Genomic DNA, 24,856 nt, shown 5'->3' with positions numbered 1-24,856 from the left:
TAAACTAAGTGAACGAATTTACGAAGATTAAAGCTGTATATGGTTTTGGCTAACGCCGACCTCCTCAACAAAATCGCTATCATGACTGACCAAGATGAACGCACCTTGGTATTCACGCAGAGCCGAAGCCAATATTTGCTTTGAGTCTATGTCCAAGTGATTGTCTGGTTCATCAAGCAAAAGAAGTGGGGCATCCTGTTTATGGCTGACAATCAACATCGCCAATTTCATTTTCTCGCCACCACTGAGGTGAGCGACTTTGCGATATACCGAGTCTCGCCTGAATCCAATTCCCGCTAGCAGGGTTCGCGCGTCGCTCTCTGTTAATCCAAAGCTATGCGTTATTAAACTATCGAACATTGTCTCGTTGGTGTCTAACAGGCCAAAGTGTTGATCCAAATAGACGGTCGCCCCCAAGCGCTTAATCGAGCCTCTATAATTGGTGTGTTGACCGTGAAGCGCTTTTAACAGTGTCGACTTTCCACACCCATTAGCACCGGTTAGATAACACCGTTCCCCTTGTGATAAAGAGAAACTGATGGGCGCACCAGAGCCGTAAATAAGGCGGCAGTTTTCAACGGTTAACAAAGAGCTCTTTTTACTGCTATTACTTTGCTGTAAATACAAAGCTTGTGGTTTCAGCCGTTCCTTCTGTTCTTTAAGCGACTGAAGTTTATGTTGGTTTTGGTCAATGACATTCCTTTGGCTTGTCGCAGACGCGGCTTGGCTTTGTCCTGCTTTATCTTTCATCGCATCCAATAAGATCTTGGGTTGGCTACCTGACTTTCTGAGTCGGTTTCCCTGAGATTCTCGCTGCTGCGCCTTTTCCTTGTTGGCTTGAGCTTGACGCTCGAGTCGTTTCTTTTCGGACTGATGATGCGCGACCTGTTTGTTGAGCGCTTCGCTTTGGCTAGATACTTGTTTGAAGTAATCATCATAATTTCCTTTATAGAAACGTACGCCCAAGCTGTTGAGGTGGTAGATCCCCTCCATTCGTCTCAATAAGCTTCGATCATGGCTGACGACAAGTATTTTGCCTTCAAACATCAGGCATTGTTCTAGTAGCCAATTGCGTCCATCGTTATCCAAATGGTTCGAAGGCTCATCGAGGATCAGTATGTCGTTATTTGATACGAACAGCTGATGAAGCTGTAGCAAGGCGAGTTGTCCACCACTCAAAGAGCAACAGGGCGTGTTCAAATCACGAGTGATCTTTAATGTACCTAGCAACTGCTGGGTACGTGCCTCTAGATCCCAATCATCACCAACGATATTGAAGTGCTGCAATTCACAGCTACCTTGTTCTATGGCGCTTAATGCTTCTAACTTTTCGGTGAGCCCTAAGAAGTCAGCGATGGTGATGTTGGTATCCAGTAGCTTTGATGGTAACTGAGAGTAAAAGCCGATCGAACCTTGGTGCGAAACACTGCCTGTTGTGGGCTGTTTTTGTCCCATGAGCAATGAAAGTAACAATGACTTTCCAGCCCCATTTCTTCCGACTAGGCCGGTGAGGCGAGTGCTCAAATTGAAGGTGATGTTTTTGAATAACCACTCACCAGTATCGAGTTGGAATGAGATATTGTTGGCTAATATAGTAGGCATAGAAATACCTCCCTTTACGTGTAAACGAGTAAAAGGGGTGAGGCGCTTTTTCTATATAGAACCCTACACAGAATTCTATATATAGATCGCCAAAGACGTTACTTACTTAGCATGCCAATCAAAGATAGGAAATAGGGTGTTGATGTAATTTCTGTCTTTGAGGTATTGATCTTAAAGATGTTTGTTTGTCAAAAAACGGATCTTTAAGAGCTTGATTTGTCGCGAAAATAGATGACGAAGTAACGCCCACTAACCCCGAGTGTCCAAATGATTTTTATAAAAATAAATCGGATGTCAGGATGTTAGTACTTCATTATGGCGTTATTCTCTTTTGAAATGATGGTGGGATGGTACTGAAAGAACGTACTCTTAGTCAATATGCTGAGGTGATTAAATTGTGTTCAAATAATTAAAGCGCCTGTGTGGCGCTTTAGTGATCATTATTGGAAATAAGTTGAGTCTAGAACTTATATCTTTGGGTTTAGAGCTTAGAGCTTAGAGCTTAGAGCTTAGAGCTTAGAGCCTTGGGCTTAAAGCTAAAGCTACTTGGTTTGCCCACCAACGGCGCGCCAACACATATCAAAGCTATCGTTGATGTACTTCGATGTTTGCTCTGGTGGAGACTCGCTTTGTTCAATCAGCCAGTTTGCACAAATCAGAAAGTGGCTATGGATGAAGTGTCTAACAAGGTTAATGTCCAACACCATCAATTCACCATCTTCTTGCCCTTTCAAAATGATCTCGTCTAGCGATGCGAACATCTGTGAAACAATCACTTCTCGAGTTTGAGTCGTTGGGTCGAAATGAACATTGGTAAAGAACTTCATCGCAACCGGATTCTCTAATGCCCATTCAATTCCTGTGATCCACATGAACTTAAAGGCTTGGTAGCGATCTTCTACTGCCACATCAGTGTGCGGTTGAAGGGTCGAGAATAGCTCTAGCTTCAGCTCGCGAAACAGCTCATCAATCAATAGAGATTTGTTCTCGAAGTGGTGAAACAACGTCGCTTTTGCCACGCCGGCTGTTTTCGCTATTTGTCCGGTAGATGTGCCCTCTAGCCCTTGTTGAGAGAAAAGCAGGAGTGCAGCATCTAGGATTTTTTGTCTTTTGGTGATCATCTATTGAGTACTTTGAACATCAGTTTCTTGATTGGGTTGTTGTAAGGAGGATGCATTAACTTGGTGAAGTTGACTTTTCCTCTGCTTAGAACGGTTTTGGCATGGCTAAAGGTCTTGAAGCCCTCAATGCCGTGATAGTGTCCCATGCCTGAAGGGCCGATGCCACCGAATGGCGCGTCTTCTGCAGCCACATGCACCAAAGAATCATTAATACACACGCCGCCAGAGTGCGTGTCTGATAAAAACTTGTCTTGGGTTTCTTTATTGTGACTCATTAGGTACAGAGCCAGTGGGCGTTCTCTCTCTGTGATGTAGCTGATTGCTTCTTCGATGGAATCATAAGGCACGATAGGCAGAACAGGACCAAACAGCTCTTCTTGCATCGCGAGCATCTCATCGTTCACTTCGGTGAGAAGGTGCGGCGTCATTCTGTGGTTTACATCGTCCTGTGCTTGTTCGGTGACGGTGTGAATAACCGCGCCTTTGGCTTGTGCGTCTTCAATGACACCTTTCAAGCGATTGTATTGGCGCATGTTGATCACTGAGGTTAAGTCTTTGCTCTCAATACCGGCTTTATAAAGCTTCTTGAAATAACGCTTATAAGCTGTGATGAACTCGTCCGTTTTTTCTCGCGGCAATAAGATGTAATCAGGCGCTACACATATTTGGCCAGCGTTTAAGCTCTTGGCAAACAGGATACGTTCAACAGCGTCCGCCACATCAAAGTCAGGGGCAATGATGGTTGGAGATTTGCCGCCTAATTCCAGGGTAACTGGTGTTAAGTTGTTAGCCGCTGCTCTCATAACGTGTTTACCCACAGCGGTTGAGCCTGTGAATAGGATATGGTCAAACGGCAGTTGGCTAAATTTAGCGGAAACATCAGCTTCACCTTCGATGATCGCAACTTGATCTTCACTAAAGCCTTCAGCCAACATCGCTTTTAAAACTCGGTTGGTTGCTGGAGTAAACTCCGACATCTTAAGCATCGCAGTGTTGCCCGCTGCTAATGCTGTGATCAGAGGCCCTAAAGAGAGCATGACTGGGAAGTTCCATGGAACAATGATGCCTACAACGCCCACAGGCTGATAATGAACCGTTATCTTAGCTGGCGTTAGCATCAAACCAGCTTTGCGGCGTGATGGCTTCAACCACTTCTTAAGGTTCTTCACGCTGTAATTGATCTGGTGAAGAGAAGGGGTGATGTCAGCAATCAAGCTGTCGTGCTTTGCTCGATGGCCATAATCTTCAGATACTGCCTCAATCAACTGCTCTTGATAGCGCATTAACAACGCTTTTAGTAATGAGAGGTTTTCTCTTCTCTGCTCAAGCGTAGGATTAACGTTATTGCGGTAGTGATCTTTTTGTCGGTTGAACATTTGATCCATGTCGTTGGTGCTCGACGTGTTTGGTTCAAGGTCTAGATTATGGCTCATAGTATCCCCTAAATTCGAAGGCTGACCGATTGGTTGGTCAGTTAAAATTACAAGAAGATCGAATCGAATACAAGATATGTGCGAGAAAAGTTTATTTTTTGTTCAGTTAGGCGGATGCTGAGTTGAGATGGTTAGGAAGATAAAAAGTGCCTTTGACGCAATCAAAGACACACGCGATTTGCTTGCGGGCTAGGCAGACACTTTTTCGCAACGCATAAAGATGAAGTTAACGTTTTTTGATAGGCGTTCGTACGTTTCTTCAGAGATGGCTTTGGCTTTCTCGTCGATTGTCCCTTCAGTGATTTGTGAAATCAGCAAGCCCGATTGGCTGACAGCTTGGCAAAGCTCGGTTAATGAACGGCGGTAGAAGCTTACCTGAACGGGTTTGCCGACCGTGTTCCACTCTTCTTGAATGAATTCGCGCTCAAAGTAGTTACCTGAAAGGGTGCACTCGAAATCCGCAAATGGGTGGTGAGTGGAAAACACGATGTAGCCGCCCGGTTTTAGAACGCGATAAATGTCATCAAAGACAGGTTTTAGATCTTCAATATAATGCAGTACTAATGGGCACACGATGACATCAGCGCTGTTATCAGCTTCTTTAGGTAAACCAAGCGCAGCATCTTGCGCGTATGCGGTCACATTGGGGATCTGTTTTCCGTTCACTAGGTCGACCATATCTTGAGATAGATCGGTGCACGTGACTTTGTTTGCACCTTGGTCAATAAACCATTGTGCGTAAATACCTGATCCACAACCAAGGTCGACAATGTCGAGCCCATTCACATCATCAAGTAAGGCTATGGTTGATGGGCGTTCTAATAGGGCATTATAAATATTATCGCGAGCAGCAGAGTCGTATTGCTTTGCATAGGTGGTGTACATTTCGGACATGATTTAACACTCATCAATAGGCTTGGAATAACAGGATACAAGCTGTGTTGGTGATAGCGAGAGTTGTGATAGTGAAGTGCTTATATTTGTCACAACTCTGACTTAACCTCACTCAATTTACTAAAAATCTTATGGTTCCTGCACATTTTTTCTCCCTAATTTAATGTGAGAAATTGCTTTATATTTAATGCGCTTCAGCCTGTTTTTTACCCTAAAACCTTGTAATTCCTTACCTGTCACTTTAAGTCGATCTGTCGATAAAAAAACGTAATCGTCACCACAAATATCAATGGTTGGACTCGCTCTTAATAATATCGGTTAATGCAGCCAACAAATCGTTTTTGAACGCTTTTTGTTGGGTTATACCTCGCTATTCCAAAGAGGTATCTTCTGTCGATGGCCCTATAGTGTGAGGTCTCTAGAATTGGAAAATTCGGTTAATTTGGAACGCATCCGTGCTGAGTATAATGTAAAGCACTGGAGCCAAGGTTTTTATGGAATTGATGATAACGGTGAGGTGTATGTTTCACCGAGCGAAACCGATCATCAAGTTCCGCTAAGTCAGATCGTAAAACAGTTAGAGCAGCGAAATATTGGTTTGCCTGCTCTTGTGCGTTTTCCTCAAATAGTGCATCAACGTGTGCACAATATCTGTAACGCATTCAACCAAGCGATCGACGAATATCAGTACGATAACCGTTACCTACTTGTTTACCCGATTAAAGTTAACCAACAGAAAGAAGTGGTTGACGAGATCTTAGCAAGCCAAGCTCAATTAGAGCAGAAGCAACTAGGTCTAGAGGCGGGCAGTAAACCTGAACTATTAGCGGTATTGGCGCTGGCTCAAAAAGCGAGCTCAGTGATCGTGTGTAATGGTTATAAAGACAGAGAATACATCCGCCTTGCGCTTATTGGCGAAAAGCTAGGCCACAAAGTATTCATCGTTTTAGAGAAGTTGTCAGAGCTTGATCTTGTCCTTTCTGAAGCAAAAGCGCTTGGCGTGAAACCTCGTTTAGGTCTACGCATTCGTCTTGCATCTCAAGGTGCAGGTAAATGGCAAGCAAGTGGTGGTGAGAAGTCGAAATTCGGTTTGTCTGCATCACAAGTATTGACCGTTATTGAACGCTTGAAAGCAGAAGATCAACTGGATGTTCTAGAGCTAGTGCATTTCCACCTTGGCTCGCAAATGGCGAATATTCGTGATGTGCGAAATGGTGTGAGTGAGGCGGCTCGTTTTTACTGTGAACTGCGTGATATCGGTGCTCAACTGAAGTTCTTAGACGTTGGTGGCGGTTTGGCGGTCGATTACGACGGCACACGCAGCCAATCTTCAAACTCAATGAACTACGGCTTGCTTGAGTACGCTCGCAACATCGTGATGACAGTAGGGGATATTTGTAAGCTCTACAATCAACCACAGCCTGTGATTATTTCGGAATCTGGTCGTTCACTGACTGCGCACCATGCAGTACTAGTGACTAACGTGATTGGTACCGAAAGCTACTCGCCAGAAGACATGGCGGCGCCAGAAGCAGACGCACCACTGTTGCTAAACAACATGTGGAAGAACTTCTTGGAGTTAGATGCAGGTAATGATGACCGCGCGCTGATTGAGATCTACAACGACACGCAAAGTGATATCGCAGAAGCACACAACCAATTTGCGACCGGTATGCTGAATCTTCAGCATCGTGCTTGGGCAGAGCAAATGTCTTTGCGTATTAACTACGAGCTTAGCACTCGCATGAGCACAAAGAACCGTTACCACCGTCCAATTTTGGATGAGTTGAGCGAGCGTTTAGCGGACAAGTTCTTCGTAAACTTCTCACTGTTCCAATCGTTGCCAGATGCTTGGGGTATCGATCAGGTGTTCCCTGTATTGCCTCTAAGTGGTTTGGACAATGCGGATGAGCGACGCGCGGTAGTACTGGATATCACATGTGATTCTGATGGTACGATCGATCAGTATGTTGACGGTCAAGGCATTGAAACAACGTTGCCAGTTCCTGCATGGAACCCAGACGAACCTTACCTGATGGGCTTCTTCTTAGTAGGCGCATACCAAGAGATCTTGGGTGATATGCATAACCTATTTGGTGATACGCACAGTGTGGTGGTCAACGTTGATGAGAGCGGAAAAGCGAACATTGACTACATCAACGAAGGCGACACAGTAGAAGACATGATGCGTTATGTTCATATCGATATGGATCTAATTCGTCAGAACTACAAAGAATTGGTAACGGCGAAAGTACCAGCGCAAGAGCAGCAAAGCGTACTTGAAGAGTTAGAGCAAGGCTTGATGGGTTACACCTATCTTGAGGATTTTTAATGAACGATCTATTTACGAAACCAGATTACTCACTGTATTCCAATGCGATGACGTTTATGCGCCGCCCATTGGTGCAGAACCCAATCGACAACGACGCTGATGTGGTTGTATTAGGTGCGCCACTAGATATGGCGACATCTGGCCGCCCAGGTGCACGTATGGGACCGGATGCGATTCGTCGTGCGTCAGTTAACTTGGCGTGGGAAGGTAAAAAATTCCCTTGGGACTTCAATGTATTTGAACATACCTCAGTGATTGATGCTGGCGACCTTGTGTTTGATTGTGGTGATGCAGAAGATCTAACTCAACGTTTAGAAGCGGCTGCTGATGCGATTCTGAATAGTGGTAAAACTCTGTTAGGTTTAGGTGGCGATCACTTCATTACACTGCCTTTGTTAAGAGCATACGGTAAGAAGTACGGTGAGATGGCTCTGATTCACTTCGACGCGCACACTGACACTTACAGTCAGGGCAGTCGTTACGATCACGGCACTATGTTCTACCATGCGCCAAATGAAGGTTTAATTTCGCCTGAACATTCAGTGCAAATTGGTATTCGTACAGAGTACAAGCAGGAAGGCCACGGCTTTAACGTTATTAACGCGATGCAGGCGAACGACATGAGCGTGGACGAGATCATTGCTCAAGTGAAAGGCATTGTTGGTGATAAGCCAGTTTACCTAACGTTTGATATCGATTGCCTGGATCCTGCTTTTGCTCCGGGTACAGGTACTCCGGTATGCGGCGGTTTGAATTCAGATAAAGTTCTGAAAATTATCCGTGGCTTGCAAGGTATCAACATGGTTGGTATGGACGTTGTAGAGGTTTCTCCAGCGTATGACCAAAGCGAGATTACAGCATTGGCTGGTGCGACGATTGCTCTCGAGCTGCTTTACGTCTGGACTGCAAATCGCCTTGCTAAATAAGAGTGTGTCATTGCTAACAGCATAACGCTATATACTTATTTTAAAGCCCACTAAGGTTTAACTTAGTGGGCTTTTTTTTTGGATTCCTCGAAATATCCATTTGCAACTTCTACTCATTGTCCCTGCATACCTATTCAATGCTCCAGCAGTTGTATATGTAATTGACGCCATATATGGCGTTTGAACGGTTTCTCATCAGCTTTGTGCTGAACCTTGTCTCAAATATGGGATTTAGTTCTTCTTTGGGGTTTAGGTATATCTCGACCTTATTAATTGCCTATAAATCCTAATGATTTATCAACTTTATTACTGTATATATTTATAAAAATTTGAGGTGTAATTAATATGTGCATTTTATTGCACATTAATCAACACCCTATAAACTTTTGCTTAGTCCATGAACAAACTAAAGTGAATGCCTAGATTTGTGAAAAGAAGTCACTTCGCACAGACATGACATTTCGGATAAGGAAGACTAGGCTTAAGGTTAAGTAAACTATAAAAAAAACAGGCGAAACGGAACTGACTCATCACATACATCAGTCTACGTAATTGATTGTTAATGCAGAGAATAAGTTCTGAATATAATTTAAGCCTGAAACCGTTATTACTATCATTTTCACGATGTTGAGCAATACAGCATTTTGTGACCTCGGGGGATATATGGGTATTGAAGTTTCGCGCCAAGCTGCAGTTGTAGAGGCAGTGAGTGGAGAAGTCATTGCGGTTAAGTCTGACGGAAGCGCACGAAAAATTTCAGTTGGCGATATTATTCGTGAAAACGAGATTGTTATTACTGCCAACCAAGCAGAGCTTTTATTAGGTACCCCAAACGGTGTCACTGAGGTGGCAAGTAATTGTGTTGGCTGTGTTGATCAAGACTTAGCGTGGGCTGATGCTCCGATCGCTGGAGAAGTTAATTTTGACTTGCAGCAAGCCGATGCAGGAGATTTTGATGATGATGAATTTGCTGCTATCCAAGAAGCCATTTTAGGTGGTGCCGACCCGACCCAAATCTTAGAAGCAACGGCTGCGGGTAGCGGATTAGGTTCTGCAAACGCTGGCTTTGTGACGATTGACTACAACTACACCGAAACTCATCCGTCGACATTTTTTGAGACCGAAGGTCTAGCAGAACAAACGGTTGATGAAGACCGAGAAGAGTTCAGAACAATAACTCGTTCATCGGGCGGTCAATCAATCAGTGAAGTGCTCACTGAAGGCTCCATTTCTGATAATACCTATCCCCAATCTATTAAAACTACCGAAACGATTATTGCTGGTAGTTTAGCGCTCTCCCCTGATTCTTTCGCTCCAGAAGCACTGTCCCTAGCTTCGCTACTCACAGAGCTAAACAGTGATATTACCTCAAGTGGTCAGCCCGTTACGTTTACTTATGATGCGGCGACGAACTCTATCATTGGTGTGCAAGGCACCGATGAAGTATTCCGCATCGACATCGATGTTGTTAGTGTTGGAAATAACGCTGAGCTTTCACTGACCACAACGATTTCTCAACCAATTGATCACGTAACGTCTGTTGGTGGTGGTCAGGTTTCCTATACAGGCGATCAAATTAACATCACTTTTGATATTCAAGGTGAAGACACCGCGGGAAACCCATTAGCAACACCAATCAATGCACAAGTTGCCGTGGTTGATGGGGTCGATCCGTCTGCTGAAAGTGTGAATATCAGTAACGTAGAAACAAGCAATGTTCCAATCGAAGGGACATTCTCCAATATTGGCAGTGATAACCTTCAATCAGCCGTTTTTGATGCGAGTGCGTTGGATCAATTTGATGGAATACTCAGCGATAATCAAAATACGCTTGCAAGGCTATCTGATGATGGGACAACGATCACTTTGTCCATTCAAGGCCGAGGTGAGGTTGTTCTTACTATCTCACTAGATACCGATGGTACTTATAAATTCGAACAATTTAATCCAATCGAACAAGTGGGTACCGATTCACTGACGTTCGATTTACCGATCACGATTACCGATTTCGACCAAGATGTTGTAACCAATAACATCAACATTGTTATCTCTGATGGCGATAGCCCAGTTATTACCAATGTCGACAGTATTAGTGTCGATGAAGCAGGCATCATTGGTGGCTCACAAGAGGGAACCGCGCCTGTAGCGGGGAGCGGAAGTATCACTGCCGATATTTTCGAAAGCGACATCATCGACCATTATGAACTGGAGCCGACGGAATTTAATACGGGTGGCACCTTGGTTTCTAATGGTGCGGCGGTGCTACTCGAGTTGGTTGACGAAACTAATGGCGTAAGAACTTACGAAGGCTATGTAGAGGTCAATGGATCGAGAATTACGGTCTTTGACGTTAAAATTGATAGCCCTTCACTGGGTAACTACGAATTTAATTTGTATGAAGAGCTTTCTCACCAAGGCGCTGAAGACGCGTTGTTGACCTTTGCACTACCAATTTATGCGGTGGATGCGGATGGAGATCGTTCTGCACTGTCTGGAGGCTCGAACACACCAGAAGCCGCTGAGATTCTCGTTAATGTAAAAGATGATGTACCAGTGATGACAGCACCTACAGGGGAAACAGTTGTCGATGAAGACGATCTTACTGGAATTGGTTCAGATCAATCTGAAGATACTATTATTAATGGATTATTCACGGTTGATGAAGGCGCCGATGGCGTTGCGAAGTATGAACTGGTTGATGAAGATTTGGTTCTGACTGGCTTAACCTCTGATGGAGAAAGTCTAGAGTGGCAAGCTGTTTCACAAAACGGCACAACATTTACTTATGTTGCTCAAACTGCAACGAGTAATGAAGCGGTGTTCGAGATTATTTTCGATACCTCAGATAACAGTTATCAATTCGAACTGTTTAAACCAATTAAGCACCCTGGTGGCGCGGCTGAAAACACGATTGACCTTAATTTTTCTGTTGTGGCTGAAGATTCCGACCAAGATAAATCGAATGCGGTCGATCTGCAGATCACGGTGACGGATGATGTGCCAACCATCACTGATACGACTGTTGCGAGTACGTTTGTCGTTGATGAAGATGATTTAGGCACTGTTGTCGCTCAGGCGACAGGCTCGTTTGTTACCACAGAAGGTGCTGACCAAGCTGAGGTTTACGAACTACGCAATATCTCAACGCTGGAAGCGACGCTATCGTCGGGCAATGAAGGTATTAAGATCACTGAGATCACAGGTGCTGCTAACACGACCACCTACCAAGGCGCAACTGACGCGAGCGGAACGCCAATCTTCACATTAGTGCTGACTGATGATGGTGCTTACACGTTTACCTTGCTTGGTCCTCTCAATCACGCTACGACACCGAGCAACCTCGATACATTAACCATACCGTTCGATGTTGTTGTTGTTGATCGTGATGGCGATGATTCTAACCAATATGTATTGCCAATCGAGGTGCTTGATGGTGCGCCAGTAATGACGGCGCCGACTGGTGAAATGGTTGTCGATGAAGACGATCTTACTGGTATTGGTTCCGATCAATCTGAAGATAGCATTATTAATGGGTTATTCACGGTTGATGAAGGCGCCGATGGTGTTGTGAAGTATGAACTGGTTGATGAAGATTTGGTTCTTACTGGCTTAACCTCTGATGGAGAAAGTTTAGAGTGGCAAGCTGTGTCGCAAAGCGGCACAACATTTACTTACGTTGCTCAAACAGCAACGAGTAGTGAAGCGGTGTTCGAGATTATTTTCGATACCTCAGATAACAGCTATCAATTCGAACTGTTTAAACCACTTAAGCACCCTGATGGCTCTGATGAAAACACGATTGACCTTAACTTCTCTGTTGTGGCAAAAGATTTCGACCAAGATAAATCGAATGCAATCGATCTGAAAATCACGGTGACGGATGATGTGCCAACCATCACTGATACGACGGTTGCGAGTACGTTTGTCGTTGATGAAGGCGATTTAGGCTCTGTTATCGCTCAGGCGGCAGGCTCGTTTGTTACCACGGAAGGTGCAGACCAAGTAGAGGTTTACGAACTACGTAATATCTCGACTCTGGAAGCGATGCTATCGTCGGGCAATGAAGGTATTAAGATCTCTGAGATCACAGGTGCTGCTAACACGACCACCTACCAAGGCGCAACGGACCCAGGCGGAACGCCAATCTTCACATTAGTGCTGACTGATGATGGTGCTTATACGTTTACTTTACTTGGCCCTCTCAATCACGCTACGACACCAAATAACCTCGATACATTAACAATACCGTTTGATGTTGTTGCTGTTGATGGTGACGGCGATGATTCTAACCAATATGTATTGCCAATTGAGGTGCTCGATGATGCGCCAACTATCACTGATACGACTGTTGGGAGTACATTTGTCGTTGATGAAGATGATCTTGGGTCGGTGGTGTCTCAAGCAACAGGTGCATTTGTTACGACAGAAGGTGCTGACCTAGTAGAAGTTTACGAACTGCGTAATGTCTCAGCGCTTGAAGCGACATTAACCTCTGGAACTGAAGCGATTTCTATTACAGAAATCACAGGGGCGACTAACACAACGACCTATCAAGGTACGACGACAAGCGGGACTCCTGTCTTCACGCTCGCGCTAGCGAATGATGGCTCTTATACGTTTACGCTGTTAGGTCCTTTAAATCATCCAACAAGTCCGAATTCTAATACCTTAACGATTCCATTCGATGTCGTTGCGGTTGATGGCGACGGAGATGATTCTAATCAGTATGTATTGCCAATCGAGGTGCTCGATGATGTGCCTGTGATGACGGCGCCGACCGGTGAAATCGTTGTCGATGAAGACGATCTTACTGGCATTGGTTCAGATCAATCTGAAGACACAATTATCAACGGACTGTTCACGGTTGATGAAGGTGCCGATGGTGTTGTGAAGTTTGAACTGGTTGATGAAGATTTGGTTCTTACTGGCTTAACCTCTGATGGAGAAAGTATAGAGTGGCAAGCTGTTTCACAAAGCGGCACAACATTTACTTACGTTGCTCAAACAGTAACGAGTAATGAAGCGGTGTTCGAGATTATTTTCGATACCTCAGATAACAGCTATCAATTCGAATTGTTTAAACCAATTAAACACCCTGATGGCTCTGATGAAAACACGATTGACCTTAACTTCTCTGTTGTGGCAGAAGATTTCGACCAAGATAAATCGAATGCGATCGATCTGAAAATCACGGTGACGGATGATGTGCCAACCATCACTGATACGACGGTTGCGAGTACGTTTGTCGTTGATGAAGGCGATTTAGGCTCTGTTATCGCTCAGGCGGCAGGCTCGTTTGTTACCACGGAAGGTGCAGACCAAGTAGAGGTTTACGAACTACGTAATATCTCGACTCTGGAAGCGACGCTATCGTCGGGCAATGAAGGTATTAAGATCTCTGAGATCACAGGTGCTGCTAACACGACCACCTACCAAGGCGCAACGGACCCAGGCGGAACGCCAATCTTCACATTAGTGCTGACTGATGACGGTGCTTATACGTTTACTTTACTTGGCCCTCTCAATCACGCTACGACACCAAATAACCTCGATACATTAACAATACCGTTTGATGTTGTTGCTGTTGATGGTGACGGCGATGATTCTAACCAATATGTATTGCCAATTGAGGTGCTCGATGATGCGCCAACGATCACTGATACGACTGTTGGGAGTACATTTGTCGTTGATGAAGATGATCTTGGGTCTGTGGTGTCTCAAGCAACAGGTGCATTTGTTACCACAGAAGGAGCAGACCAAGTAGAGGTTTACGAACTGCGTAATATCTCAGCTCTTGAAGCGACATTGACCTCTGGAACTGAAGCGATTTCTATTACAGAAATCACAGGGGCGGCTAACACGACGACCTATCAAGGTACGACGACAAGCGGGACTCCTATCTTCACGCTCGCGCTAGCGAATGATGGCTCTTATACGTTTACGCTGTTAGGTCCTCTAAATCATCCAACAAGTCCGAATTCCAATACCTCAACGATTCCATTCGATGTCGTTGCGGTTGATGGCGACGGAGATGATTCTAATCAGTATGTATTGCCAATCGAGGTGCTCGATGATGTGCCTGTTATGACGGCGCCGACCGGTGAAACCGTTGTCGATGAAGACGATCTTACTGGAATTGGTTCAGATCAATCTGAAGATACCATTATTAATGGGTTATTCACGGTTGATGAAGGTGCCGATGGCGTTGTGAAGTATGAGTTGGTCGATGAAGATTTGGTTCTGACTGGCTTAACCTCCGATGGAGAAAGTTTAGAGTGGCAAGCTGTTTCACAAAGCGGCACAACATTTACTTACGTTGCTCAAACAGCAACGAGTAATGAAGCAGTGTTCGAAATTATTTTCGATACCTCAGATAACAGCTATCAATTCGAATTGTTTAAACCACTTAAGCACCTTGATGGCGCGGGTGAAAACGTGATTAACCTTAACTTCTCTGTTGTAGCTGAAGATTTCGACCAAGATAAATCGAATGCGATCGATTTGAAGATCACGGTGACGGATGATGTGCCAACCATCACTGATATTACTGTTGCTAGTACGTTTGTCGTTGATGAAGACGATTTAGGCTCTGTTGTCGCTCAGGCGACAGGCTCGTTTGTTACCACTGAAGGTGCAGACCAAGTAGAGGTTTACGAACTGCGTAATATCTCAGCTCTTGAAGCGACATTGACCTCTGGAACTGAAGCGATTTCTATTACAGAAATCACAGGGGCGGCTAACACAACGACCTATCAAGGTACCACGACAAGTGGAACGCCAATCTTCACGTTGGGATTAGGTGATGATGGCTCTTATAGCTTTACGTTGTTAGGTCCTCTGAACCATCCAACAAGCCCGAACTCCAATACCTTAACGATTCCATTCGATGTCGTTGCCGTCGATGGTGATGGCGATGATTCTAACCAATATGTATTGCCAATCGAGGTGCTTGATGATGCGCCAGTAATGAGTGCGCCAACGGGTGAAACAGTTGTCGATGAAGACGATCTTACTGGTATTGGTTCAGATCAATCTGAAGATACCATTATTAATGGGTTATTCACGGTTGATGAAGGTGCCGATGGCGTTGTGAAGTATGAGTTGGTTAATGAAAATTTAGTGATTGCGGGCTTAACCTCCGATGGAGAAAGCTTAGAGTGGCAAGCTGTTTCACAAAGCGGCACAACATTTACTTACGTTGCTCAAACAGCAACGAGTAATGAAGCGGTGTTCGAAATTATTTTCGATACCTCGGATAACAGCTATCAATTCGAACTGTTTAAACCACTTAAGCACCCTGATGGCTCTGATGAAAACACGATTGACCTTAACTTCTCTGTTGTGGCAGAAGATTTCGACCAAGATAAATCGAATGTGATCGATCTGAAAATCACGGTGACGGATGATGTGCCAACCATCACTGATATTACTGTTGCGAGTACGTTTGTCGTTGATGAAGGCGATTTAGGCTCTATTGTTGCTCAGGCGGTAGGCTCGTTTGTTACCACTGAAGGTGCAGACCAAGTAGAGGTTTACGAACTACGCAATATCTCAACGCTGGAAGCGACGCTATCGTCGGGCAATGAAGGTATTAAGATCACTGAAATCACAGGTGCCGCTAACACGACTACTTACCAAGGGGCAACGGACCCAGGTGGAACGCCAATTTTTACACTAGTACTGACTGATGACGGTGCTTATACGTTTACCTTGCTTGGCCCTCTCAATCACGCTACGACACCAAATAACCTCGATACATTAACAATACCGTTTGATGTTGTTGCTGTTGATGGTGACGGCGATGATTCTAACCAATATGTATTGCCAATTGAGGTGCTCGATGATGCGCCAACTATCACTGATACGACTGTTGGGAGTACATTTGTCGTTGATGAGGATGATCTTGGGTCTGTGGTGTCTCAAGCAACAGGTGCATTTGTTACCACAGAAGGTGCTGACAAAGTTGAGGTTTACGAACTACGCAATATCTCTACTCTAGAAGCGACGCTATCGTCTGGCAATGAAGGTATTAAGATCACCGAGATCACAGGTGCTACTAACACGACCACCTACCAAGGTGCAACTGACCCAGGCGGAACGCCAATTTTCACATTAGTGCTGACTGATGATGGTGCTTACACGTTTACCTTGCTTGGACCTCTCAATCACGCCACGACACCGAGCAACCTCGATACACTAACAATACCGTTTGATGTTGTTGCTGTTGATGGTGATGGTGATGATTCTAACCAATATGTATTGCCAATCGAGGTGCTAGACGATGCGCCAGTAATGAATGCGCCAACGGGTGAAACGGTTGTGGATGAAGACGATCTTACTGGTATTGGTTCCGATCAATCTGAAGACACCATTATTAATGGACTGTTCACGGTCGATGAAGGTGCCGATGGCGTTGTGAAGTATGAACTGGTTGATGAAGACTTGGTTCTGACGGGCTTAACCTCCGATGGAGAAAGCTTAGAATGGTTACCTGTTTCTGTATCTGGCAGTACGTTTACTTACGTTGCTCAGACAGACACAGGTCAAGTGCCTGTTTTCGAGATTATATTTGATACGTCAAACAACAGCTATCAGTTTGAACTGTTTAAATCTCTCAAGCACCCTGATGGTGCCGATGAAAACAACATCGAACTTGATTTTTCAATCATTGCTGAAGATTTTGACCAAGACCAATCAAACGCAATCGATCTGAAAATCACAGTAACCGATGATGTTCCGTTAGTGACAACTCAGTCTATCACTCGTATTGAAGGTCAGAATTACAATGGTTCTAAAGTCGATATGTTTGCCAATGCGACGGATGTGGGGGCTGATGGCGCGGTACTGAGTCGAATTGAAGGTATCTCAAGTAACGGGGCTGATATTGTTTTTCAACGAGGTAACAATACTGGCTTTAGCGATGGCTTGAATGTTCAAAGTGGACGTCGAACTATCCGTGTTTATGAGCAGACCGATGATGGCAATGGTGGTACTCAGGAAAGGCAGCTGGGTATTTTGCGTATCAACTCAAATGGCGAAATAGAATTTAGAGCTACCAATTATCTCGATCATGATGGTGACTCCATCGACTTCTCGATCAATGTGATTGCGACAGACAGTGATTTAGATACGTCATCTACGCCTTTGAACATCACGATTACGGATGAAGAGTCTTCAGCAATCTCGCTGAAAGTGACTACGTTTGAGGATGCGGGTAGAGACTCTACAATCCCTTACGCAACGGGCGATGCCCCAAGCCTAGAGAATACCCAAGATAATCAAAGTGGGTTACCTGATGCTCCTGCACAAGTTGCGTTACAGGTTAACCTGAAGGACCAAGATAACAACGAGTCCATTGGCCAACTGACGATCCAGAGTGGCAATCACAGAGGGACGTTCTATTACTTTGATGGTGTGGACTATCACAAACTAGTGGCAGAACCAAACGGTGATATCTTGTTTGGTCCACCTCAAATGCAGCAGAGCTTTGCTCCAAGTACGAATCAACCATTAGACACCATCGCGACAATCGACAACTTGTTCTTTGTCCCAGACCAGAATTTTGGTTCTGGTGAAAATGGGGTTCGAATCAATTATGAGCTCGAAATTGATAATAGTGGTTCGCTAGACCACACCGTTAACTCAAATTTCAGAATCGAGATTGAAGCGGTAGCGGATATTGCAACGTGGGATGACGCCAACAGTACTTATCAGTATCAAGTGAATGAAGATGAAGACAATGTTACGTTGCAGCTGAATGCTGAATCGCAAGATAACAGTAATACTGAGACGATTACCTATGAACTTGAAGCGATTCAGGGTGATGGGAAGTTTGAGTTACTTGATCAAAATGGCAATGTGTTAACGCCCGTTAATGGTGTTTATATCATCGCATCTGCTGATATCAATAGCACAGTCGTTAACCCAATCGACAACTTCTCTGGACAAATTGAGTTCAAAGCGACGGCAATTACTGAAGAGACACGTAACCCATACGATGATTCAGCTAACGGTGGGTTAGACAAAACGACCGCTCGCTCTGTTGAGCAAAATATTATCATTGATGTGACTGCCGATGCGGACCCTGGGTCGTTCAGTGTTAACCGGATTCGTATTAACGAAGACAATATTGATGACCCTAACTACCTAGGTCCTCTGGCTAACAAAGATGACTTCACGCTAGACGAAGTCATCACAATGAACGGCTCAGTGGATACTGATGGTTCCGAAGAGCTATTTGTTCGTATCAGCAATATTACTGAAGGTGCGGTGCTTTATTTCCTTGGAACTACGACCCCAGTTCCTACAATCACTATTAACGGTATTGATTATCAGGAAGTGGCGTATTCCGACTTAGCCAATGTAGAGATCGTTCCGACTAAACACAGTAATGTCGATTTTACTTTTGATGTAACCGGTGTGGTTAAAGACACCGCGAACCTCTCTAGTGGTGCTCAAGTTGATGAAGAAATCCTAGGGACTAAAACGGTTAACGTTGAAGTTAAAGGTGTCGCAGATATTCCTTACGGCGGTACTAGCGGAACGGCATGGACTGCAATACCTGATACCGATCCTAACCCTGCAAGTGGTGTGCAAACCACGATCCAAGAGAGCCAGAATGGAGACAGCTACGCCGAGCTTGATTTCACCGTGTTGTCGGGAGAGAGAAGACCTGATCCTGCAGCTATAGATCAAACCCCATTACCTGACGACGGTTCAGAATCCATAACCGTTATCCTCTCGGGTATTCCTGATGGCGTTATTCTGGAAGACGGTGACGGTACCATTATTGACCTTAACTTTGTCGGTTACGAAACTGGTCCGGGTGGTAGCCCTGATCTGTCTAAACCTATCTACGAAGCGAACATCACTGACGCGGGTAAAACCTCAGGAATCCGCATCAGACCCGTCGATTCTTCAACCGAGAACATTCACATTCAGGGTAAAGTGATCGTGACTGAGAATGACGGTCATACGCTTACGTTTGACCAAGAAGTGCGAGTGCTAGTCGAACCTAGAATCGATACCTCGGCGACGTACAGCACAGTCACTAATGGCGATGAAGATACGGTGATCAGTATTGATTGGCACCCAGAGGGTACTGACTATATTGATGATGATGAGCATTTCACTTCTATTGTGATCAGTGCCATTCCGACAGATGTTGAAAGTGTTGTGGTTAATGGCGATGTAACTTGGGTTTACGATGCTTCAGCAGGCACTTTAACCATTACGCCGAAGAGTGGACAAACGGCAGAAGAGTTTACTCAGATAGCACTGAACAACAATTTTATTCAGATCACACCTGAACAAGATTCGAGCACCGACTTTACGCTTAATACCGTTGTCATGATTGAAGAGCGAGATCATGAGTATGTTGATGCGACTGATCCTGGTCAGGGCATCGCTACCGCAACGATTACAGGTACGATTAATGTTGTCGTAACGCCAGTCGTTGAACCGCAAGACGCCAGCAACAAGCTTATCGTCGATGATGTGCTGGGTACTGGAGCACTAGCAACCGTAGTTGCTGATGCAAACACTGGCGTGCTTAAGTTCACTACCAACAGCGATAATACATCGGTTACGGATGAGTTCGTCATTCGATATCAAGAAACAGATGCTTCGTCCGCTATCGAAGAAGTGGATCAGTTAGTTATTCAATTAACAAATGTGGACGACTCGGCTCTATCTGATGCTGTACTCAATCAACTGCTCGTTATTGGCGCTGCTTATGAAGGCAATGGGCGCTGGGTTGTAACGAATGAAGACATATTTAGCATCAGTGCACCGAACGGCCTTGTTCTTCCTTCAGGAAACAGCGGGGCAGGAGGGTTCAATGACATCAAGATGGACATCTTTAGCACGGTGATAGACCGAGGTGATGGTGCTGAGGTTGAGTCATCTACGGCCGCTCGTAGGGATGGAGAAGTCACCCTGTCATTCCCTGAAGTGGTGGTTGGGAGCACTAAGGTCGCAGCCGATATTGATATTACGCCAAACAGTGTTGTTGATGCGGTTGAGGACACCCAGTTAGATCTGGGGACGGCATTGAATGGTTTAATTACGTTCTCGGGCGAAGACGACTCAACTGATCAAGTGACCATCATTATTGATGACAGTGTGACCATTAATCCAGGAGCGGCGAACGAAGTCACCTTCCCAATTAGTTTATCGGGAAGCAGCGACCTCGATTTTGTTAACGGGAAATATGTATTCCAGACTACCGTTGATCAAGGGGTCTCGACTGACTTCTCTGGACTACTACTTAACTTACCAGCCGACTACTCTGGCGACTTTAGGTTGCCGTTGACGATAGTAACTAAAGACGTATTGTCGGGTGATGAGAAAACTCTAGTGACCGAAGTAGTCATTAAAGTTGCTCCTGATGTTGAAGGTAACCCAGATATTGACGTGACTGTCGTTGGTTCGCTTGACGATTCGTTTAACCCTGTCGATACCGACGGTCAAGCAGGGCAAGATCCGGTGGGCTATGAAGATACCTATATCCAACTGGATTTCAGCTCGACCATTACTGATCAAGTAAGCGGAGATGAAGGTGGTGACGAAAAATTTACCTCTATCACACTGACTTTGAATGACACGAGTGTTGGGGCTTTTTATACCAGCGCAGGTGTATCGCTTGGCACATCGGTGACCTTTAATGAAGCTGAAATTAATGCAGGCGCGTTGGATAACGTACTATTCCGACCTGCGTTAAATTACCCAACAGATAATGACGTAAATCAGGTGCAAGTGAATGTCAGCGGGACGATTACCGATACGGCTACTTACGATGATGCAGCTTCGCCAGCTGGCAGCGCGACCGATACCGATACTTTCTCTACCAATGTTAGCTTTGAAGTGGTTCCAGTCGTGGACGATGTGCTCGTAACAGGACCGGGTAGCGATCCTGATGTTATCGAGATTACGGGTACTGAAGACCAGCTCATTTCTTTGTCGGGCACAGGGCCTGTATCGATTGCACTGACTGACCTTGATGGATCAGAACAGTTTGTGTCGATTAAGTTTACAGATGTCCCTGATGGCTTCCAAATGCGTGCAGACGCAACCTCAGCATATACCGTCAAGAACAACGGTAATGGAGAGTGGAGTGTTCAGCTGCCTCAAGCATCAGGACTGTCATTTGACCTGAGTGAGATTTCGATTTTACCGCCTAAAGACTTCAGTGGTACGGCTGAATTTGGTGTTGCCGTATTTACGCAAGAGTCCTTATTAGGTGTACCTACCGCAGCCTCAAATCTGCCAAGCTTTAAACTGCACGTGGTACCAGCAGGTGATGATGTCGATACTAACCCAACAGATTCTGTGACAGGTAACGAGGGTCAAAACATTGATATCGAAATTAATGCGACGATTTTGGATAAAGAGCTATCGGCAACGGGCAGCGGTACTTATACCGAGAATGCGCCAGAGACACTTCGAGTAGAAGTTGCTGGTGTGCCTCAAGATGCCTCTATCTACTACCCAGATGGCACGACCTTGGCTAGTTACGATTCAGTTACGCAGATCTGGACACTGGATGTTGCTGCGCAGTCACTTGATAAGATCGTATTCAATTCAGGTGAGCACAATAGCGATACGGGTAATGTATTAGGCATCAATGGCCCGCTGCAGATTACCGTTCGCTCTGTTGATACTGACGCAGATAACACCGAGTATTTGGGTACGCCAACCAGCTTCGATGTTGATTTGGTGATCGATCCTATTAACGATCAACCTATCTTTGTAAACGTAACGAATATTGAAACATCTGAAGACATTAGTGTTGCCATCGACAATTTTAGTATCTACGACGTTGATGCTAACTTTGATAATCCAGATGCTCCGTATGTTCTTACGTTGCAAGTCGATCAAACACTGCCGGGAGCACAGGGTGTGTTTGAGTTTACCAGCTCTCCTGACGTGACGTTTGTATTGCAACCCGACGGCTCATTGGTGATTACGGGTAAAGAAGCGGACATCAATACTGCATTGACCAATGGAGCAGTGACGTTCAAGCCAGATCCAGACCAGAACTACCTCAACCAGAGTGGTTTAGTCACGATCAATGCAACGCTCGATGATGGCGGTAATAACGGTCTGATTGATGCTGGAGATCCGAATACCGCTCAAACCAATCAAACCACCTTTACCATTAAGGTGACGGAAGTGAACGATGCTCCTGTTGCGACAGACGTTGATTTCGGTTCGATTGCCGAGGAAGGCCAACTTGTTATCGTTGAAAGTGACTTAATTGCAGCAAGCTCTGATCTTGAAAACCATAACCTCACGGTAACCGGCGTAACTCTTACTCAAGGGCAAGGTCAGTTAACGCACTTTGAAAATGCTGGTGGTGCTGATGACGCTGGGATTACGGGGCCATTCTGGATATTTACGGCCGCTGATGATTTCAACGGTGACGTTAAATTCGATTACAGCATCATCGATGATGGTACAACCCACGGCGTGGATGACTTCCTAACAGACAATGCGGAAATCAGCCTTGTAGTAACAGAAGTCAATGACCAACCGGTAGCAACCAATGTTGACTTGGGTACCATGCTTGAAGAAGGTCAGTTGATCATCAAAGCTGAAGACCTGATTGCAGCGACGACCGATCCTGAGGGCGATGCTATTACCGTGACTGGAGTCGTTATCGACCAAGGTCTGGGACAGCTTCAGAAGTTCGAAAATGTCGGTGGTGCGGATGACAACTCGATCAATGGTCCATACTGGGTATTTACGGCTGCAGATGGCTATAACGGAGACGTGAAATTCACTTATACCGTAGAAGACGATGGTACAACCAACGGCGTAAATGATTTCCTAACGGATACCGCTGAAATAAGCGTTGTGGTAACGGAAGTGAATGATCAGCCAGTGGCAACGGACATCGACTTGGGCACCATCCTTGAAGAAGGTCAGCTAATCATCAAAGAGGAAGATCTGATTGGCGCAACGAGTGACCCAGAGAACGACACGATTACCGTAACGAACTTGGTGCTCGATCAAGGGCAAGGCACATTACAACGCTTTGAAAACGTGGCTGGTGCGGATGACAACTCGATCAATGGACCATACTGGGTATTTACCGCAGCGGATGAATATAACGGTGATGTTAAGTTCACCTATACCGTAGAGGATGATGGTACCACCAATGGTGCCAATGACTTCTTGACGGATAGTGCTGAAATCAGTGCTGTGGTGCAAGGTGTCAACGATACGCCTGTTGTTAATAGTGACAGTGTCACCTTTATTGTCGACGAGGATGCCGGTCAGCTATTGAGTGGTATCAATGTCAGTGACCCAGATTATGTGGATGCATTTTCGAATGACCTAATGACAGTCACACTGACGGTGGATTACGGCACATTGAACGTAGCTCTCCCGGCAGGGACGACGGTGATGGTTAACGGGAACAACACCGGTTCGGTCATCTTAGTCGGTACTCTGAGCGATTTGAACGCACTGATTGATACGCCAACCAGTCCAACTGGCGTTTACCTCGATGCGAGCTTGTCTCCAACCAATAGTATTGGATTAGAAGTCATCGCTAAAGACAGCGGAAACCCTTCAGGTATCGCGATTGAAACTGCGCCAGTGGTGTATAACATCGCGGTGACACCTGTGGCGAATACGCCAACCTTGTCTATTGACCCGGCATTCAACTATGTGAGAAACATTACGACCAGCTCATCTGTGGTCGCTAATAGTGGAGTCGCTTTAGTCGGAATTGTCGCTGCATTGACGGATATTACTGAAGAGTTGACGTTGAAGCTCAGTGATATTCCGGACGGCGTTGAAGTAACCAGTGATGCGGGTACGGTTTCGCTGGTGGGTGATACTTGGATAGCGACGGCTGATGCGATTGATAGTCTCAGACTCGTCGAGCAACCATCAGCTGGTAAGCCGTTAACTCCGGGTAATTACACGTTGAAGGTTGAGGCGGTATCTGAAGAAACGGACAATAACGATATTGCGATATCTCAAAACATTGATCTAAACCTCAATATAGTTGCGAACCCAATAGATCTCGATCTGTCTTCTGAAACAGACGATGTGCAACTTTTAGCGAGTAACTTTGATACTAACCTCACTGGCGGATCAGGAAATGACCGACTTGTGGGTGGATCGGGTGACGATACGCTGGTTGGCGGTGACGGTAACGACACCCTGATTGGCGGTGGAGGCTCAGACATTCTGACTGGTGGCGATGGTATGGACTCGTTCGTATGGCTTAACATCGAAGATGGTGTTGAAGATACGATTACCGACTTTGATTTGTCGGAAGGGGACAGTATTGATTTGAGAGAAGTGTTGCCGGAGCTTAAAAATACATCTCCAGACATGACCGCGTTGCTACAACAGATAGACGCGAAAGTGGACGGGGATGACATTGAGCTTACGATCAACCCGGATGGCTTAGGTACTACGGAACAGGTGATTGTGGTTGAAGACCTTGCGCCACAGCTAACCTTAAGTGGCACCATGCCTTCAGACATCCTAGATGCGCTAGTACAGCAAAATGTGATAACTCACGGTTAA

7 protein-coding genes are annotated in these 24,856 nt (G+C 45.3%); 3 read left to right on the top strand and 4 right to left on the bottom strand.

Going from position 1 to position 24,856, the window contains the following annotated elements; genetic code table 11:
- Positions 1–27 precede the first annotated feature (27 nt).
- From MSG34_RS06175 to MSG34_RS06160, 4 genes are all read right to left on the bottom strand, one after another.
- Positions 28–1,602 carry an ATP-binding cassette domain-containing protein gene (locus tag MSG34_RS06175; protein ID WP_248336699.1) on the bottom strand — a complete coding sequence of 525 codons (1,575 nt, stop codon included), beginning with the start codon at positions 1,600–1,602 and terminating at the stop codon, positions 28–30.
- Between the two features lie 542 nt (positions 1,603–2,144).
- On the bottom strand, positions 2,145–2,723 hold the full coding sequence (locus tag MSG34_RS06170; RefSeq protein ID WP_048607093.1) for a TetR/AcrR family transcriptional regulator: 579 nt from the start codon (positions 2,721–2,723) through the stop codon (positions 2,145–2,147).
- The gene (locus MSG34_RS06165) at positions 2,720–4,156 is read right to left on the bottom strand and encodes a coniferyl aldehyde dehydrogenase (protein ID WP_248336697.1); all 1,437 of its coding nucleotides are present in this window, start codon (positions 4,154–4,156) and stop codon (positions 2,720–2,722) included. Before MSG34_RS06165 ends, MSG34_RS06170 begins: the two co-directional genes overlap by 4 nt.
- A 189-nt stretch (positions 4,157–4,345) precedes the next feature.
- Complete coding sequence (locus MSG34_RS06160) at positions 4,346–5,050, bottom strand: methyltransferase domain-containing protein (RefSeq protein WP_248336695.1); 705 nt, start codon at positions 5,048–5,050, stop codon at positions 4,346–4,348.
- A 424-nt stretch (positions 5,051–5,474) separates the two neighbouring features.
- Here MSG34_RS06160 and speA point away from each other — a divergent pair, with 424 nt between their 5' ends.
- The 3 genes from speA (at position 5,475) to MSG34_RS06145 (ending at position 24,856) form a co-directional block, all read left to right on the top strand.
- Entirely contained in the window at positions 5,475–7,382 is a 1,908-nt protein-coding gene (speA, locus tag MSG34_RS06155) for an arginine decarboxylase (protein WP_282449663.1), read from the top strand.
- Entirely contained in the window at positions 7,382–8,308 is a 927-nt protein-coding gene (gene speB / locus MSG34_RS06150; RefSeq protein ID WP_017105806.1) for an agmatinase, read from the top strand. The genes speA and speB overlap by 1 nt, the downstream gene beginning before the upstream one ends.
- Positions 8,309–8,971: 663 nt before the next feature.
- A complete protein-coding gene (locus MSG34_RS06145) occupies positions 8,972–24,856 on the top strand; it encodes a retention module-containing protein (protein ID WP_248336693.1) in 15,885 nt (5,294 codons plus the stop codon).

The organism is Vibrio sp. 1CM2L, assembly GCF_023161695.1.
GTDB lineage: Bacteria > Pseudomonadota > Gammaproteobacteria > Enterobacterales > Vibrionaceae > Vibrio > Vibrio coralliirubri.
The sequence above is the reverse complement of the archived record's forward strand: the minus strand, read 5'-3'. Positions and strand labels throughout refer to the sequence as shown.

What these genes read in the sequence shown, in the direction of transcription:
- MSG34_RS06170 (WP_048607093.1), bottom strand. Translation starts at nt 2,723, where the DNA reads ATGATCACCAAAAGACAAAAAATCCTAGATGCTGCACTCCTGCTTTTC.
- MSG34_RS06145 (WP_248336693.1), top strand. Translation starts at nt 8,972, where the DNA reads ATGGGTATTGAAGTTTCGCGCCAAGCTGCAGTTGTAGAGGCAGTGAGT.
- MSG34_RS06160 (WP_248336695.1), bottom strand. Translation starts at nt 5,050, where the DNA reads ATGTCCGAAATGTACACCACCTATGCAAAGCAATACGACTCTGCTGCT.
- MSG34_RS06165 (WP_248336697.1), bottom strand. Translation starts at nt 4,156, where the DNA reads ATGAGCCATAATCTAGACCTTGAACCAAACACGTCGAGCACCAACGAC.
- speB (WP_017105806.1), top strand. Translation starts at nt 7,382, where the DNA reads ATGAACGATCTATTTACGAAACCAGATTACTCACTGTATTCCAATGCG.
- MSG34_RS06175 (WP_248336699.1), bottom strand. Translation starts at nt 1,602, where the DNA reads ATGCCTACTATATTAGCCAACAATATCTCATTCCAACTCGATACTGGT.